The 16,926-nt window shown below is 64.5% G+C and carries 15 protein-coding genes; 1 reads left to right on the forward strand and 14 read right to left on the reverse strand.

Features of this window, described 5'->3' with window-relative positions; translation table 11 throughout:
• The 10 genes from ACNPP0_RS29440 to ACNPP0_RS29485 all read right to left on the reverse strand — a co-directional run.
• Positions 1 to 1,263, reverse strand: a 1,263-nt coding sequence (locus ACNPP0_RS29440; RefSeq protein WP_448707871.1) for an MFS transporter, incomplete at its 3' end; no start/stop codon positions are given.
• Positions 1,264 to 1,325: 62 nt separating this feature from the next.
• A complete protein-coding gene (locus ACNPP0_RS29445) occupies positions 1,326 to 2,483 on the reverse strand; it encodes a porin (RefSeq protein ID WP_448707872.1) in 1,158 nt (385 codons plus the stop codon).
• A gap of 41 nt (positions 2,484 to 2,524) precedes the next feature.
• Entirely contained in the window at positions 2,525 to 3,475 is a 951-nt protein-coding gene (locus ACNPP0_RS29450; protein ID WP_448707873.1) for a PDR/VanB family oxidoreductase, read from the reverse strand.
• 33 nt (positions 3,476 to 3,508) lie between these two features.
• The gene (locus tag ACNPP0_RS29455) at positions 3,509 to 4,486 is read right to left on the reverse strand and encodes a VOC family protein (RefSeq protein ID WP_448707874.1); all 978 of its coding nucleotides are present in this window, start codon (positions 4,484 to 4,486) and stop codon (positions 3,509 to 3,511) included.
• A gap of 27 nt (positions 4,487 to 4,513) precedes the next feature.
• Complete coding sequence (locus ACNPP0_RS29460) at positions 4,514 to 5,992, reverse strand: aldehyde dehydrogenase (protein WP_448707875.1); 1,479 nt, start codon at positions 5,990 to 5,992, stop codon at positions 4,514 to 4,516.
• A gap of 29 nt (positions 5,993 to 6,021) precedes the next feature.
• Positions 6,022 to 7,692 carry a thiamine pyrophosphate-binding protein gene (locus ACNPP0_RS29465; RefSeq protein WP_448707876.1) on the reverse strand — a complete coding sequence of 557 codons (1,671 nt, stop codon included), beginning with the start codon at positions 7,690 to 7,692 and terminating at the stop codon, positions 6,022 to 6,024.
• Complete coding sequence (locus tag ACNPP0_RS29470; RefSeq protein ID WP_332611732.1) at positions 7,685 to 8,476, reverse strand: SDR family oxidoreductase; 792 nt, start codon at positions 8,474 to 8,476, stop codon at positions 7,685 to 7,687. Before ACNPP0_RS29470 ends, ACNPP0_RS29465 begins: the two co-directional genes overlap by 8 nt.
• 95 nt (positions 8,477 to 8,571) lie before the next feature.
• Positions 8,572 to 9,354, reverse strand: a complete 783-nt coding sequence (locus tag ACNPP0_RS29475; RefSeq protein ID WP_448707877.1) for an SDR family oxidoreductase — start codon at positions 9,352 to 9,354, stop codon at positions 8,572 to 8,574.
• On the reverse strand, positions 9,341 to 10,426 hold the full coding sequence (locus ACNPP0_RS29480; protein ID WP_448707878.1) for a Rieske 2Fe-2S domain-containing protein: 1,086 nt from the start codon (positions 10,424 to 10,426) through the stop codon (positions 9,341 to 9,343). The genes ACNPP0_RS29475 and ACNPP0_RS29480 overlap by 14 nt, the downstream gene beginning before the upstream one ends.
• Positions 10,427 to 10,490: 64 nt before the next feature.
• Entirely contained in the window at positions 10,491 to 10,790 is a 300-nt protein-coding gene (locus ACNPP0_RS29485) for a recombinase-like helix-turn-helix domain-containing protein (protein ID WP_332611726.1), read from the reverse strand.
• Between the two features lie 237 nt (positions 10,791 to 11,027).
• Between ACNPP0_RS29485 and ACNPP0_RS29490 the strand changes: the two genes are divergently transcribed.
• Positions 11,028 to 11,831: an IclR family transcriptional regulator gene (locus ACNPP0_RS29490; protein WP_332611724.1), complete on the forward strand. Its 804-nt coding sequence runs from the start codon at positions 11,028 to 11,030 to the stop codon at positions 11,829 to 11,831.
• A gap of 102 nt (positions 11,832 to 11,933) precedes the next feature.
• On the opposite strand, the gene paoC is transcribed toward ACNPP0_RS29490, so the two are convergent.
• Genes paoC through ACNPP0_RS29510 form a run of 4 tightly spaced genes read right to left on the reverse strand, consistent with a single transcriptional unit; the run spans position 11,934 to position 16,831 of the window.
• Positions 11,934 to 14,138 (reverse strand): aldehyde oxidoreductase molybdenum-binding subunit PaoC, encoded by a 2,205-nt coding sequence (gene paoC / locus ACNPP0_RS29495; protein ID WP_332611722.1) that lies wholly within the window; start codon positions 14,136 to 14,138, stop codon positions 11,934 to 11,936.
• A 4-nt stretch (positions 14,139 to 14,142) separates the two neighbouring features.
• A complete protein-coding gene (locus ACNPP0_RS29500) occupies positions 14,143 to 15,093 on the reverse strand; it encodes an FAD binding domain-containing protein (RefSeq protein WP_448707879.1) in 951 nt (316 codons plus the stop codon).
• A complete protein-coding gene (paoA, locus tag ACNPP0_RS29505; protein ID WP_448707880.1) occupies positions 15,090 to 15,734 on the reverse strand; it encodes an aldehyde dehydrogenase iron-sulfur subunit PaoA in 645 nt (214 codons plus the stop codon). The genes ACNPP0_RS29500 and paoA overlap by 4 nt, the downstream gene beginning before the upstream one ends.
• A gap of 14 nt (positions 15,735 to 15,748) precedes the next feature.
• Positions 15,749 to 16,831, reverse strand: a complete 1,083-nt coding sequence (locus ACNPP0_RS29510) for an XdhC family protein (RefSeq protein WP_448707881.1) — start codon at positions 16,829 to 16,831, stop codon at positions 15,749 to 15,751.
• Positions 16,832 to 16,926: the final 95 nt, after the last annotated feature.

The raw sequence follows: 16,926 nt of genomic DNA on the forward strand, positions 1-16,926 counted from the left end.
GGAACGGTCGCGCACACGCAGCCACAGCAGCACGCCGCAGGCCCAGGTGATCAACTGCGAGCCAACCAGAAGATAAAACCCGGCCGAGTACGCAGCCGCCCCGGGCGCGCTATCGGCGGATGACATGGCAATGGCGGCGCCCATGGCGGCCGGCATCATCCCGCCGACCATGCTGCCCACCCCATTGACCACGCCGAACGCACTGCCTATGTGCTCGGGTCGCGCGTAAAACTGCATTGTGCTGGGGATCGCGGGGCTTTGCAGCCCCCAGCAGAATCCGGCCAAGCTCAAGCAGTAAATCGCGTGGTAGCGATCGTCGACAAGCAGCGCAAGCGACACCGCTGCCACGACGCCCAGGCTGCCGCCCACGAAGATCAGCGGCACTTGCTCGCGTTTGATCCGGTCGATAAGCCATCCTCCGGCCAGCACCGCCAGGATGGTTGACCATTGCGGCATCGAAGCAAGCCAACCCGTGTCACGCAAATCAAAACCACGCGCCTCCTTCAAGTATCCAGGCAGCCAGTTACCCACCCCCCACATATAAGCCAGAAAGCTTGAAGTCAAGACAGTGATGAGGATGACGTGCCGGGTCTGCAAGGCGCCCCGGAACATGCCGGGCAGGTGCCGGACCAACGTATCCCGTAGCGACACCGTGGCGCCGCGCTGCGGCTCGCTACCCGGCGGCATATGCACAAACAGCAGCGCCACGGGAATGCCCACCAGCAAGTTGACCAGCCCAAGCACATAGAACGACGCCTGCCAATCGAGTTGAAGCACCAGCATCGCCACAAAGGGATAGCCCAGCGCAAAGCCCATGCCGGTACCGCTATTGATCAGCGAGTTCGGCTTGCCGTTTTCGTGCCCGTCAAAGGTCGCCTTGACGTAGCACGAGGCCAGAGCAAACAGGGGGCCTTCCGATAAGCCCAACAGCAGCCGCGAGAGCAGCAGCAGGGAATAGCTGTGATACAAGGGCGACGTGACGGTGATCACGCCCCACAGGCACAAGCCATAGACCAGGCTGCGCCGCACGCCCAAGACCGCGACGCACATCGGTGTCAAAACGATCGAGGACAAGCCATAGCCCACCATGAACACCGTGGCGAGCAGGCCCTGCGCCCCCTTATCCACGGATGTCAGGCCGATCTGTTTCAGGAAGTCGGGCTGCGTGATCAGAATCGACAGGTTAATCCGGTCGACGTACGAGATAGTCACAATCAAGAAAATCGCGACCACGCCCAACCATCTGTTTGATAGACGTTGCATAGTGACCTCGGTAGTTCAGGCTTCGATGAAAGGCGCGGGTTGCGCCGCGCCTAAGTGCCGCGTTAGAAGGAGTGGTGGATACCGCTGGTCAGCACCGTCTGGTTGCGCGTTGACGACACGCCCACGCCATTGATCGCCGCGTGCGCCAACCCATTACCCGCGCGCTGATACACCACCAGGGCGAACCATTCCGTGCGCTTGGAGAACTGGTGTACATGGCTGGCGCTGAACAAATCCCATTGGCCGCCCGCAAAAGCGCTGCGCGAATAGCCCAGGTTCAGGACATTGCGGGGCCGGTAGGTCCACGCTGCGCCCAAATCGGCGTTGCGCATCGATTCGTCGCGCCCGCGATACTTCAGTTGCACGCCGGTAAGCGTTGCATTAAGCCGCAGTGGCAGGCCGTCAAGCCGATAAGCCCCGCCCGCCCCCCAGATGCGCTGGCGCGGTAACGTGATGGGCACGCCCGAGACCAGGGCTTGACCGAACAAACGGGTGACGCCGGTGCTGCGCGCCAGGTCCATCCTGGCGCGGTCCTTGATCAAGGTGAAGGCCAGCGCGCCGGAAAAGCCGTGCTGTTGATAGCGCGCGTAGGTGCTTAGCGTGGTCGTGCTGCGCGGCCCGTCGCGCGCCGGCATCGACGCGAATCCATACTGCGCGCCCACTTGCCAACGTTGCGATGCCGGGGTCTGCAACTTGATGGAATTGTTCGCCTGGAATGTATTGGCCAGGTTGTCCAGGTTGCCCGGATGAAATAGAAAAAAATTGGTCAGCTGAAAACCGCTGCTGTACTTCCCAATGACATCGAACATGAAGTCCGGCTGGTGTCCCAACTGGACGCTGCCCCAACCGTTGCTCATGCCGACCCAGGCATTGCGGTTGAACAACACGCCCGGCACGATGGACGCCCCCGTGCGCGTGGCGAAGCCGCCTTCCAACAGAAAGTTGGCCCGCAGCCCCCCGCCCACGTCCTCGGACCCACGCAATCCAAAGCGATCCGGCTGCATGGTCCCGACGTCAGTACGCATGGAACTGCCCCCGGCGATATCGCTGATATAGCTGGCGCCTTGGCTCAGGCTTCCGTACAGATCGAGGCTGCTTGTGGCTCCTGACCCCGCCACGGCGCCAAACACGCCCGTGCAGGTGGCCATGCCGGTCGACAAGCCCTTTCTGACGCGCGTTGCAATGCGCCACGACAATCGGCGCGGATGATTTACGGTCATGCCTTTCCCCTTATTCCCGTCTAGCGGGCTTTTATGAACTGCTACAAATCCAGGACCAGGTTTGCACCCAGACTCCCGGACACACAAACCATCATGCAGTTGTTGGCGGCTTTTTCGCTGTCGCTCAACACCGAATCACGATGCTCGGGCGTGCCTTGCAGCACGCGCGTTTCACAGCTTCCGCAGACGCCCTCGCGGCAACTGTGCGGGATGTCGATGCCGGCATCGAGCAGGCAGTCGAGCAGCCTTGCGCCAGAGGAAACCGCAACGGTTATTCCGGCCCGGGCCAACGTGACTTCGTAAGCTTTGCCCCGCACCGGGCCCGCGTCCTTGGCGCTGAAGCGTTCCACATGGCAATGGGCAAGATTCAACCCGGCGGCGGCGGCTTCAAAAGCGTCGATCATCGGCTTGGGACCGCAGCAATAGAAGTGCGCCGATGCGGGCATCGCGGCCAGAAAGCGACTCAGGTCGGGCGGGCCGCCGTGCTCGTCGTCGAAGTGCAGCTGCGATCCGTCCGCGGCAGGCACGCGCGACAGGAAGGCGGCCTCGGGGCGCGATCGCGCCGCATACAACAGATTCACGTGCCTGCCCTGCCGCATCAGATCTTCATACATGCACAAGATGGGGGTGATGCCGATGCCCCCTGCGATCAACACCGAATGTTCCGCCGACGCTTCAAGCTGGAAGTGATTGCGGGGCGGATCGATCAACATTTGCTGACCCGGGCGCAATTTTTCATGGATGTAGGCCGAGCCGCCCCGGCTGTTGCGCTCGTGCAGCACGCCGACCACATAGCGATCGCGTTGGCCGGGCTCGCTACAGATCGAATAGCTGCGCTTCAAGCCATCTTGCAGGTGCAGATCAATATGCGCGCCGGGCGTGAAGGCGGGCAACTCCGAGCCGTCCGGCAACATCAGTTCCACGCTGACGACGTTGCGCGCTTCAAACCGCATGCCCTGCACACGGACCGGGATGGGAACAGGAACTGACATCAGAATTTTTCCAGATGAATGGTGAATTCCACGCTAGGGCTTGACGGCGGATTGATCGGTGGGGAACAGCCCAGGGCGCGCCGCGTCGAGGCTTTTCTGGCGGCGGGTATTGCCGTCGATTCCGCCGTCTATCGCCCATTCCGCGAATACCGTGGGGCCGGGTTCGAATTCGCGAGGCTGCCAGCGCTCGTCCAGCTGGTCTTCGTCGGCGTAGTATTCGATGAGGCCGCCCGCCGGATTCTTGAAGTACCAGAAGTATGCGGACGACACGGGATGCCGCCCGGGACCCAGCTGGGTTTCCCATCCGCAGCGCGCCATATGCAGCCCACCGCCGAACACTTCGTGGATATCTCGCACGGTAAAGGCCACATGGTTCAGGCCCGCGCGGGCTTGCGGCAGCTGCAACAAAAACAGATCGTGATGGCCGCCGCTTGCGTCGCACCGCAGGAACACGCCGCGCCCGGGGTAGCAGTCGGACATGACAAACCCGCAGAACTCCGTGTAGAAGCGCGCGGTGGCCTCCACGTCCTTGACGAAGAAGACGACGTGGCCGATTTCGATCGGGGTCGCGCGTTCGTAGATGGGCGACGCCTGATTCACCCGGGGCTTGGCCGCCCACGTGTTCATGGCGCCGCACTCCAGCACCACCGGCTGTCGCCGCGTGCGCTCGAAGCGGATCGTCAGGCCGTTGGGGTCCAGGCAGGAAACTCCGTCGCACCCCGTGCAATAACCCGGCTTGTCGCGCAAGCGGTCGGCCATGGTGATGAGCATGGCGTCCGACGATACGCCCCATACCACTTCGCGTAGCGTCGGCCCCGGCTCGATGGCGGGCGGCAGGTTTTCCGATGGCGCGTAGACCGCAACCTGGCACCCGTTCAAGGTGTGGAAGATCAAGCGGGACGGCGACGCCTCATGCAGCGTCAGCCCCCAGTCCAGGAAGAATGCGCGGCAAGCGTCAAGATCATCGGCGCTGTAAGTGATCTGGTCGATTCCGACGATACGGTGGTTCATTGTTTTCCTCGTTCAGATAAACCGCGGTCAGCAATTAGCCCAGGGCAACGGCTGCGCATTCATTCCCCAGTAAATGCTTTTTTGCTCCATGTACTGTTGGATACCCAGCCGGCCCTTCTCGCGGCCCAGGCCGCTGTCGCGCCACCCTCCGAAGGGCGTCGAAATCGAGAACTGCTTGTAGGTGTTGATCCAGACCGTACCGGCCTGGATCTGCCGCCCGATCCGCCATGCCTTCTTGTAGTCGCGCGTCCAGATGCCCGCGGCCAGCGCGTACACGCTGTCGTTAGCCAACGCGATCAGCCCGTCCTCGTCATCAAAAGGCATCGCAACCAACACGGGGCCAAAAATCTCTTCCTGGCAGGTGCGGTCGGTGTTGCTGAGGTTTTCAATGATGGTCGGCGCATAGAAATACCCCTGGTCGCAGCCCTTGCCCTCCGGCCGCTTGCCGCCCGTCCGTATGGTGCCGCCTTCGCTGAGGCCCAGTGCCACATAGCGTTCCACCGTCGCGCGGTGCTCCTCGCTGATCAGTGGTCCCATCTGCGTGGCCGGATCCGCCGGGTCTCCCACGCGAAGCCGGCGCGCGGCGTCGCTTAGCCGGTCCATGAATTGCGCATAGAGCGGCCGCGCCACGAACAGTCGTGAGCCGGCAACGCATGACTCTCCTGACGAACTGAAAATGCCGTACAACACGCCGTTGACGGCGTGATCGATATCAGCATCGGCCAGCACCATGGTGGGCGACTTGCCACCTAGTTCCATGGACACCGGCATCATCTTGTCGGCCGCGATACGCGCGATCTGCTTGCCCGTGCGCGTGCCGCCCGTAAAGGCCACCCGCTTGACCAGCGGGTGGCGAACCAGTGCATCGCCCAGCACCGAGCCCTTGCCCGGTAGCACGCTTACCATGCCGGCCGGCACACCCGCCCGTTCGCAGATGGCGGCCAGCTCCAACGCCATCAGCGGCGTGATTTCGGCGGGCTTGATAATGACGGCATTGCCCGCTGCCAGCGCGGGTGCCAACTTCTGCGCTTCGCTGGCAATGGGCGAGTTCCAGGGTGTGATCGCGGCGACGACGCCCATGGGCTCGTGCACGCTCATCGTCAGGCAGTCCCCGCGCGCGGGGGTCAAGCTGTCTTCCAGGGACTCGCACGCGGCCGCGTAGAACTGAAATGTTGCCGCCGCGCTGGCGACCAGCGCCCGGGTCTCGGTAATGGGCTTGCCGTTATCCAGACGCTGCTTCTGCGCCAGTTCCTCGGCGCGCTCGCGGATCATCTGCGCCACGCGATAGAGCACCCAGGCCCGCTCGTGCGGCTTTTTTTGCGCCCATTCGCCACGGCGAAACGCATCGTCCGCCAAGGCAACCGCTTCGTGCACGTCGTCCACGCTGGCCGCACGCAAGTGGGCAATGGGTTGGCCGGTGGCGGGATACACGCTGGCATACGCCTCGCCCCGCCCCGGTCGCCAGACACCGCCCACGCAAATGTCCAAGAGTTTCTTTTCGTTCATGGCAAGACTCCAAGGCATGGCGTCGGGGGTCAGAGGGCATCAGCCGTCTTGACGGGCGGGCCGGCGAAGTCGGTTTTGAATTTTCCAAGGGCAAGCATGTCCACTTCGATCAGGCACGGCCCGGTCACCCCGGCGCAGAATTTCAGGGCGGCTTCCATGTCGTCCACCCGCGACACACGCACGTGCGGCAACGTCAGCGATGCGGCCAGGGCGGCGTAGTCGGGGGTATGCAAATCCACGTAGTGACGGCGTGCCCCGTATTGGCGGTCTTGGATGTTTTTGATGACGCCGTAACCCCGGTCGTTCATCAACACGAACACCACGTCGGCCCGTTCTTGCACGGCGGTGGCCAGTTCACCCAGGTTCAGGATGAACCCCCCATCGCCGGACAAGCAGTAGGTCTTTTTGGCCGACCCGGTCACCGCCGCGCCGACCGCCGCGCCGATGCCCATGGCCAGGCCCTGCCCAATACCCCCGCCCAGTGCGTGCACGCCGGCCAGCGGGTCCAGCACTTTCAGGTAGCGGTTGCCCCAGGTGCTGTTTGACACCGTGACATCGCGCACCCAGTTAAATCGCTTGCCCATGTGGTGTTCAAGCGCGTCGACCAAATCCCCGTAGGCGCCCAGCCCGTCGCGCAGGGTCGCGCGGGCTTGCTCGCGTGCGCTGCGCAGATCCGCCAGGAAACCCTCATCGATCCGCATGCTGCCTTGCAAGCGGTTGGCCAGGCCATCCAGCGCCAGGGCGGCGTCGCCCTGTACAAAGTGGGTATTGGCGTAGCAGCGCCCGTCGGCGGCGGGATCGACGTCGATGCGGGTCAGATTGCAGGGCAGCGTCAGCCGGTATTGCAGCGTTTCATTGCCCCGCAAGCGTGACCCCACCACCAGCATGGCATCGCAGGTCTGGTAGAAGGCCTCGACAGGCGCTTGCAGGTTGAAGGCTCCCAGCGAGCCAGGGTCATCCTCGGGCAGCACGCCGCGCCCTTGTGTACTGGTGACAACGCCAAACCCCAGCTCGCGCAGGCGTTTGACCGCGCCCGCCGCGCCGCGCGCCCCGCCTCCCAGCCACAGCATCGGGCGGCGCGCCTGCACCAGCAGGTCTGCCAGACGGTCCAACGCGTCGGCGCACGGGGCCATCGGTGCAACGGGCAAGGGTGCCAATTCTGGTGTTGCGGGGACCAACGCGGCCTGGATGTCGATGGGAATCTCGACGCTTACCGGCCCGCGCGGCGCCGTCATCGCCACCTGGACGGCCTGGCGAATCACACGCATGGCCGTGTCGGCGCTGCGTACGCGGAATGCCGCTTTGGACACCGACTTCAACATGGACAACTGGTCCTGGGCTTCATGGATATAAGACATGCCGCGATCCACGAAGGCGCTTTCGATTTGCCCGGTCAGATGCAGCAGCGGTGTCCCGGCGGTGGTGGCTTCAACCAGCGCGCCCGCCGCGTTGCCGGCAGCGGTTCCGGTACTGGTGATGCAGACGCCCAGCCCCCCCGTGGTGCGCGCATAGGCGTCCGCCATGTTGGTGGCGCCCGCTTCGCCGCGCGCCGGCACGAAGCGGATGTTGTGACGTTCGCCTATTGCATCCAGGATGGGCATGTTGTGGATGGAAATCACGCCAAATGCGGCCTTGATGCCGCACTGCTCCAAAAAGGCGGCAATGGCATGGCCGACGGTGATGCGCTGTGGTTCATGCATGACGGGCTAATCCTCCGGATACATCAATGTGGCCGCCCGTGGTGTATGCCGCCAGGGGCGAGGCCAGGAAACAGATCGCATTGGCGGCTTCGCTGGGCGTGCCCAGGCGCGCAAGCGGAATTGCCTTATCGGTAGCCAGCTGCCCGGCCCATTCGTCCCAGCCCAGCGATTTGTCTTCGCGGGCCTCGAAGCGGCGGCGCCACTGGCCCGACTCAACCAGCCCCAACAAGATGGCGTTGACGCGGATGCCAAAGGGCGCGAACTCGGCGGCCATCGACCGGACCAGGTTGTGGACCCCGGCGCGCGCGGCCGACGTGGCGACCATGTGCGGCTCCGGCTGCACGGCCAGCAACGAGTTCACGCACACGATGGCGGGGGCCGAAGCCGCCTTCAGTTGCGGCAGAAACGCCTTGGTCGGCTGTATGACCGAGAAGAACTTCAGATTCAGTTCGTCTTGCCAGGCGGCATCGTCAGTGGAGGCGAAGGTGGATATCCGCCCCTGCCCGGCGTTATTGACCAGCACGCTGGCCGGGCCCAACCGCGCCAGCACTTGTTCCGCGAAGGTGGCCATTTGCGAAGCATCCAGCACGTCGCACTGCGCGGCGAACAAGCGCGCACCGGGCCGTTGGTCCAACAAGTAAGCGCGGGCGTTTTCCAGGCGTTGCGCATCGCGTCCGCAGAATGCAACGGCCGCGCCCGCGCTTAACAGGCGTTCGACCGTCGCCATCCCGATGCCGGACGAGCCGCCCGTCACCACCGCGACCTTGCCATCCAACTGCCACATGAAATTTCCCTTGAAGATTGATGTGATACCGCCGCCGGAACCGTGTAGGTCGGCGTTGTCGCGCTTAGTTGGAACCGCGTTGCGCCATCGTGCCCCTAGTGCATGACCATGCCGCCGTTCACGGCCAGCAATTGCCCGGTCATGAAACGCGACAGGTCCGACAGGCAGAACGCAACCGTGCCGCACAGGTCGGCGGGGATTTGTTCGCGGGCAATGGCGCGCTGGTTTCGGTAGAGCTCGTGGCGGGCGGCCGGCACGTAGTCGGTGGCTTGCACCCGCGTCAGGCCCGGCGCCACGGTGTTGACGGTGATGTTGTCCGCACCAAGTTCGCGCGCCAGCGATCGGCTCATGCTGATCAGCGCGCCTTTGCTTGCCACATACGCCAGCAACCTCGGTGCCCCCCACAACGCGGTGTCCGAGGCCACGTTCACGATGCTTCCCCGGCCACTGGTGCGCAGCGCGGGCAAGCACGCCGTGGTGATCAGCCAGGTGCCGCGCACATTCACCTCCATGACCTTGTCCCACGTCGCCACGTCCAATTCTTCGGCCGAGCGGCCGCCGGAATCGGTGATGGATGCGTTGTTCACCAATCCGTCCAGCCCGCCCATGACATGGACGGCGTCTTGGGCGCATCGCTTGCAGGAATTCGCATCGCGCAAGTCCAGCACGAAAGGCTCCGCGCGCAAGCCCGCGGCACGCAACCGGTCCGCCTGGTCGTTCAATTCCGTGCCCAGGATGTCGGCCATCGCCACCTGCGCGCCCGCTTCTGCCAGGGCTTCAGAAAATGCCAGGCCCAGCCCACGCGCCGCGCCGGTCACCAGGATGCGACGGCCGGCCAGCAAGCGCGGATCGACAAGGGGGGAATCAAGCTTGGACATGGTCGGTACGCTCGGCACTGTGCGGGGTTTGGATCTGAGCCTGGGTCTTGGACTGGGTCTTGGACTGGGTCTTGGACTGGATTTCGGCCTGGATCTCGGCTTGCGCGCGCCGCTGCAAGATGCGGCGCACGCGCGTGATGCCAACGTCATGCTGATAGAGGATCTCGTGCTTGCGTGCGTCCGGCGCCATGTTCTCCAGCACAACGCGGTCTTGCTCAAGCACATCCCAGTGCAGGCCTTCAAGACGATTGCGGTACAAAAAACGCCAGACATCGCGCTGCCATCCCTGCACCTGACGGGTCCGCCAGAAGAAGACCTGGCAGTGGTCATCGTCCACGGGTGTGGCGTAGCCCACGATGCCAAATTGCCCGCCCGGGCCGAATCGCTTTTTGTAGGGAATGGACAGGCGCAACCACATCGACTGCGTTTCGCCAAACTCGACCCAATCAAAATTCACGCCGGCCTGATTGGTCTTTTCGAAGACAAGCCCGGTGTCGGTTTCGCGGATGGCCATCTGCGCCTGCTTGTCGCCATCCGCCATCGAATGCGACGCCGCGTGCAGGTAGGCGCCGTGCATCGGGTCCATGACGTTGTCGATGGCGTAACGGTAATTACAGGCCCATTGCGCCGTGCACAGGAAGTGCGAATAGTCCTCGCGTTGCAACTCGTCCGGCAAACCCAGTTCCGGCGCCGGCCCGTCGCCAAACCACAGGAACACCGCGCCCGCCACGACCTTTACCGGGTACGACTTCACACAGTGCCGGCCTTCAAGCGGGGTTTGGGAAACGGCCGGCACACATTTGACCTGCCCATCTTTGCCCACTTCGACGCCGTGATACCAACAGGCCACGCGGTCGCCCAGATTCCAGCCCAATGACAGGCGCGCGCCGCGGTGCGGGCAACGGTCTTCCAGCGCATGGACTTCGCCCTGCTGATCACGCCACAACGCAATGTTCTGGCCCAGGCGCGTGATGCCGACCGGCGCGCCGCTCACCGCCCAATCCGCGATGACGGGGTACCAATAATTGCGCAGGCCCTGATTCAAGCGGTTCTCTATCAGTTCGACTGTCATGGCATTAACTCGTGAAGTGAAAAGGGTTTGCAGCCGAGCGCTGCCCAACCGCGCGGGCGAAGCGTCACGCGCCAAGCCCGCGCATGGCCTGAAGAAACGCGTCTTCAGTCCAGGGCCGGCCGTCCGGCGTATGCAAGCCTTGTGCATTCAAACTGGCAACAACATCCGTCGGCGTCTCGGCGCCCGCGTCGAATGCGGTTTCCAGCGCGTCGCCCAACGCGTTTTCAAAATCGGTCGGCGCTTGGCTACGCGATTGCCAAATCAGATTTCGCGCGGCTCCCGGCCTTTCGATATCGCCTTTGCCGGCGGTGTGTTCGGCGCTGGGCAACGGACGGTGGACGAGGCCGGGGTTGAAGTCGGTCATGGACGACGATGCGGGCACTGGCATGGCCTTTCTCCTTAAGCGACGGCGGCTGCGTCGTTTTATATACGAAACATTGTTTTGCCTGCGATTCAATTATGGTGATCGCCTGGTGGGGATGCATCCGGGATATCCCTAGCGCCCCAACTTTTCGAACTAGTCCTATCTGCCGCCCTTTTTCGAAGCGAGCTGCGGTACTCTGACGTCGCAATTTTTCAACCCCCTGCCCGGAGCCCATACGTGACCGACCCCGAAAACAGCGAGACGCCGTCCGACCGCTATGCCGTACCCGCGTTGGAGCGCGGTCTGCTGCTGCTTGCCGAATTCAACAGAGACGACAGGACGTTGACGGCTCCGGAATTGGCTCGTCGGTTGTCGATCCCGCGCTCGACTGTCTTCAGACTGTTGACCACCCTTGAACGGATGGGCTTCGTGCGCAAGGTGGAGTCCGGGACGGCCTATCGGCTGGACATGGCCGTGTTGCGCCTGGGTTTTGAGTATCTGGCGTCGTTGGAATTGAACGAATTGGGCAGCCCGCTGCTGGAACGGTTGCGCGACGAGACCAAGCTGTCGTCAAACCTGGTGGTCCGCGACGGGCAGTCGGTAGTGGTGGTCGCGAAGTCGTCGGCCCCAACGCCTTTTGTCAGCATGCTTCACGTGGGAACGCGCCTGCCCGCGCATTCCACGTCATTGGGACGGGCGTTGTTATGCGAGTTGACGCTAGACGAATTGCAAGCGCTCTACCCCAACGCAACCCTGGACGCCTACACGGCGCGCACGCCGTCCACGGTGACGGCGTTGCACGACATGCTGCGGCAGGACGCCGCGCGCGGCTACGTAAAGGATGTCGGTTTTTTTGAGGCCACTATCGCCAGCGTAGTCGCGCCCGTCCGCGACGGCAGCGGTCGGATCGTTGCCGCCATTGGCGTCACCATTCCCACCACGCACATCGAAAGCCGCGCCCTGAACGAAGAGGCCGTGGTTGCCACCGTGCGCCAAAGCGCGGCGGAATTGTCCGCGTTGTTGGGTCATGCGGCACGCTGATGACAGCGCCGGCTGCTGATCGGGATTGCCGTCAGCGCAATACCGCCGTGCGGCTTTCCGATCTCGATGTGGGGCCTGCCGCTGTGCAGCCCCAAAGCTCCATCAGCGCAGCTCCGGCAACCCCGGCAGCAGCTTGTCCAACGTGATCGGGTAGTCGCGCACGCGGACACCGGTGGCGTTGTAGATTGCATTGGCAATCGCCGCGCCCACGCCGCACAGGCCCAACTCGCCCACGCCCTTGGCTTTCATGGGCGAGGAAATCGGGTCGGTCTCATCCAGAAAGATGACCTCCTGGCTTGGGATGTCGGCGTGCACCGGCACCTCGTAGCCGGCCAGGTCGTGGTTCACGAAGAAGCCGACGCGGTCGTCCACCGCCAGCTCTTCCATCAAGGCCGCGCCCACGCCCATCGTCATGGCGCCGATCACCTGGCTGCGCGCGGTCTTGGGGTTCAGGATGCGCCCGGCCGCGCATACGGCCAGCATGCGCCGGATGCGCGTCTCGCCGGTGGCCGCGTCCACCGCCACTTCGACAAAATGGGCGCCGAAGGTGGACTGCTGGAATTTCTTGTCCAGGTCCCCGAATTCCATCGTGTCTTCCGCCACCAGGTCGCCGCCCGCCGCCGCGTCGCGCAGCGTCGCCGTCCGGCCGGTTGCATCGGTGACCGAGCCGTCCGCAAAGACCGCCCCGTCCGTGGCAAAGCCCAGGCGTTGCAGGATCTGGGTGCGCAGCTTGTCGCACGCCGCGTACACGCCGGACGTTGAGCTATTGGCGCCCCACTGGCCGCCCGAGCCGGCCGACACCGGGAAGTTGGAATCGCCCAGCCGCACAATCACCTTGGCCAGCGGCACGCCCAGCATTTCCGCGGCCGTCTGCGCAATGATCGTATAGCTGCCGGTGCCGATATCGGTCATGTCCGTTTCAACAATGACCTGACCCGCCGCATCCAGACGCACGCGCGCCGCCGATGTGGTCACCAGGTTGTTGCGAAAGGCCGACGCCACGCCCATGCCCACCAGCCAGCGCCCGTCCCGGCGGGCGCCGGGTTTGGCGCTGCGATTGGCCCATCCAAAATGGTCCGCGCCCAGGCGCAGGCATTCAATGAAACGGCGTTGTGAGAACGGGCGGTCCGGCTTGGCCGGGTCCACCTGCGTGTCGTTGCGCACGCGGAATTCCACCGGGTCCAGCCCGGCCGCTTCGGCCATTTCGTCCACGGCGATTTCCAGCACCATCATGCCGGGCGCCTCGCCGGGCGCGCGCATGGCGTTGCCTTCGGGCAGGTCCAGCTGCATCAGGTTCAGCGCGGTCAGCCGGTTGGCGCCGGCGTACAGCAACCGCGTTTGTTGCACGGCCAACTCGGGCTGGCCGCCCGGCAAATCGCCCGACCAGCTTTCGTGGCCGATGGCAGTGATCTTGCCGTCTGGCGTCGTGCCGATGCGCACGCGCTGAATCGTTGCGGGCCGATGCGTGGTGTTATTCGCCATCAACGGGCGTTGCAGCGCCACCTTTACCGGCCGGCCCGCCGCCCGCGCGCCCAGCGCCGCCATCAAGGCATCCGCGCGCACAAACAGCTTGCCGCCAAAGCCGCCCCCCACATAGGGCGAGATCAGGCGCACTTTTTCGCGCGGCACGCCCAAGGTGCGCGCAAGGTCACCACGGCCCCAATCCACCATCTGATTCGACGTCCACACCGTCAGCGCATCGCCTTCCCACTTGGCCACGGACGCATGCGGTTCCATCATGGCGTGCGATTGGTCGGGCGTGGTGTAGGTGTGGTCGATCTTCACCGGCGCCTGGGCGTAGGCGCTTTCGAATTCACCCACGCGGTCCTCTTGCGGATCGCCCTTGCCGGCCTTGTCCGTGGACGCTTTCTCGGCGGCCAGATCAAACGCGCCTTGCGTGCGTTCGTACTGCACGCGGATGAGCCGGCTGGCGGCGCGCGCCTGTTCCAGGTTTTCGGCCACCACCAAGGCGATGGCCTGGTGATAGTGTTCGATGGCAGGGCCGCCCAGCAGCGTGGCGGTATTCATCTTGCCCTTGCCCAGCTTGCCGGCGTTTTGCGCGGTCACCACCGCCAGCACGCCCGGCGCGCGGCGCGCGGCTTCGATGTCCATCGACGTGATGCGGCCTTTTGCAATGGCCGCGCCCAGCACATAGCCCACGGCGGCGTCCGGCGCCACGTCATGCCGCTCGTAGGCATAGGGCGCCCGGCCGGTGGTTTTCAAGGGGCCGTCGATGCGATCGACGCCATGGCCCACGACCTTCATTTGATCGATGGGATTTTGGGTAGCGGGAGTATCGAATTTCATCGCGTCAGGCCCTCGCTTGCGCCAGCACTGCACTCAGGGTTCGCGCCGCCAGCGTCAGCTTGAACGCGTTGTCGGCGGTGGGTCGGGCATCGGCCAACAGGCGGTCGGCCACCGCTTGCGCGCCTTGCGGCAATGCGGCGTCGGCGGCGTCCAGACGCCACGGTTGCGGCGCCACGCCGCCCAACGCCACCCGGCCGCTGCCGTCCGCCTGGACCACGGCGGCCACGGACACCAGCGCAAACGCGTAGGACGCGCGGTCGCGTACCTTGCGGTACACGTGCGTGCCGCCGGCCGGCTTGGGCAGGGCTACCGCCGTAATCAGCTCGCCGGGTTCCAGCGTGCTTTCAATATGCGGCGTATCTCCGGGCAGGCGGTAGAAGTCGGCAATAGGAATCACGCGCGTGGCGCCGTCCGGCCGCACCGTTTCCACCTGCGCGTCCAGCACGCGCATGGCCACCGCCATGTCGCTGGGGTGCGTGGCGATACAGGCGTCACTGGTGCCGATCACGGCCAACTGACGCGTTACGCCGCCGATGGCCGAACAGCCCGTGCCCGGCGCGCGCTTGTTGCACGGCATGTTGGTGTCGTAGAAATACGGGCAGCGCGTGCGTTGCAGCAGGTTGCCCGCCGTGGTCGCCCGGTTGCGTATCTGCCCGGACGCGCCGGCCAGAATGGCGCGCGACAGCACGGCGTAGTCCCGCCGCACGCGCTCGTCGGCGGCCAGATCGGTATTGCGCACCAGGCTGCCGATGCGCAGCCCGCCGTCGGGCGTGGGCGTGATCTGGTCCAGCTCCAGGCCGTTCACATCGATCAGGTGCGTGGGCGTTTCCACTTCCAGCTTCATCAGGTCCAGCAGATTGGTGCCGCCCGCGATGAAGCGCGCGCCGCGCGCCTGGGCGGCGCTGGCGGCGGCGTCGGCGGGGGTGCGTGCGCGTTCGTAGGTAAACGGCCTCATGCTTTGCTCCCCGCCACCTCGGTGATGGCTTCAATGATGTTGGAATAGGCGCCGCAGCGGCAGATGTTGCCGCTCATGCGTTCGCGGATTTCGTCCACGCTGAGCAGCGGGCGCTCGGTCAGGCTGTCGCTGACGTGGCTGGGCACGCCTTGCGCCAATTCTTCCAGCATGGCCACCGCCGAACAGATCTGACCGGGCGTGCAGTAGCCGCACTGATAGCCGTCATGCTTGACGAAGGCGGCCTGTAGCGGGTGCAGCGCGGTCGGCGAGCCCAGCCCTTCAATGGTGGTGATCTCGGCGCCGTCATGCATCACCGCCAGGGTTAAACAGGAATTGACGCGGCGCCCATCCAGCACGACCGTACAGGCGCCGCACTGGCCGTGGTCACACCCCTTCTTGGTGCCGGTCAGATGCAAGTGTTCGCGCAGCGCGTCCAGCAAGCTGGTGCGCATGTCCAACGACACTTCGCGTGGCGACCCATTGACCCGCAGCGTTACTGTGGCGGACATGGGCTGCACGCCGGTCTGCGTGGCCTGCTGCGCCAACGACACCGACGATGAGGCGGCCATGGCGGTTGCGGAAACGGCGCCCGCTTTCAGCAGATTGCGCCGGGTGATCTTGATTGCGGATGAGTTTTCCAAGTCTGCCCCTTTGTTTAGTCGGCGACGCGGACGGCGACGCGCTGCGGGTCGGGTTGCGGGTCGGGTTTCGGGTCGGGTTTCGGGTCGGGTTTCGGGTCGGGTTGCAGCAACCCGCATTCCCATTCCCGGCGGGAATGCGCGGCGGCCTGTGTCGTCTGTTGGATACGTTGCTGCGTCAGCTCTGCCAGGATCGACACCGCGATCTCTGGCGGGGTGCGGCTGCCGATGGGCAGGCCCACCGGGCCGCGCAGGCGCGCAACCTGCGCTTCTGTAAAACCAAAGTGTTCGCGCAGACGCGCGCGTCGCTGTTCGTTGGTGCGGCGCGAGCCCAACGCGCCCACAAAGAACGCCGGCGACGGCAGCGCCTCCAGCAAGGCCATGTCGTCCAGCTTGGGGTCATGCGCCAGCACGATGATCGCCGTGTGCACGTCCGGCGCAAGGGCCATCACCGTGTCGTCAGGCATCGTCGTGACAAGTCGAGTACCCGGCACGTCCCAAGACGCGGCATATTCTTCGCGCGGGTCGCACACGGTGACGTCGAAGCCCAGCGCCAGCGCCATCGGCGCCACATAGCGCGCGATGTCGCCCGCCCCGACCAGCAGCAAGCGCCATTGCGGGCCGTGTAGCGTGGTAAGCGTCTTGCCATCCCAGCCGAATCGATCGCCCGGCGCGGCAGGCGCCAGCAACGCGGTGCCATCGGCCAGGCTCAACGATCTTTTGATAAGTTCGCCATTGCGCAGGCGGTCGGCAAGGCTTTGCAGTTGCACCGCATCCGGTTTGGGTTCGATCAACAATTCCAGGATGCCGCCGCAGGGCAAGCCAAAGTTCAGGGCTTCGTCGCGGGTGGCGCCGTACGTCAGGGCGTAGGGGCCAGCGCGCCACAGGTCGCCGCGCCGCATTTTTTCGATAAGGTCGTCTTCGATACAGCCACCGGATACCGACCCGGCAATGCGGCCATCGTCGCGCACCGCCAGCCACGATCCGCGCGGCCGGGGCGAGGCGCCCCAGGTTGCGGCTACCGTGGCCAGCACAAACCGGTGGCCCTGGCGCCGCCACGCCTGGATAGCGGCCAACACTTGTAGATCAAGACTTTCCATGTTGGTGCCCTTGGAAATATCGGACTTACTCTAACAGTGGCTTACCCGGCAAGAAAAGAGGCAAAATCCGCATACACCGTTGAGTGAAATTCACG

This window comes from Achromobacter semiaridum, from assembly GCF_053543755.1.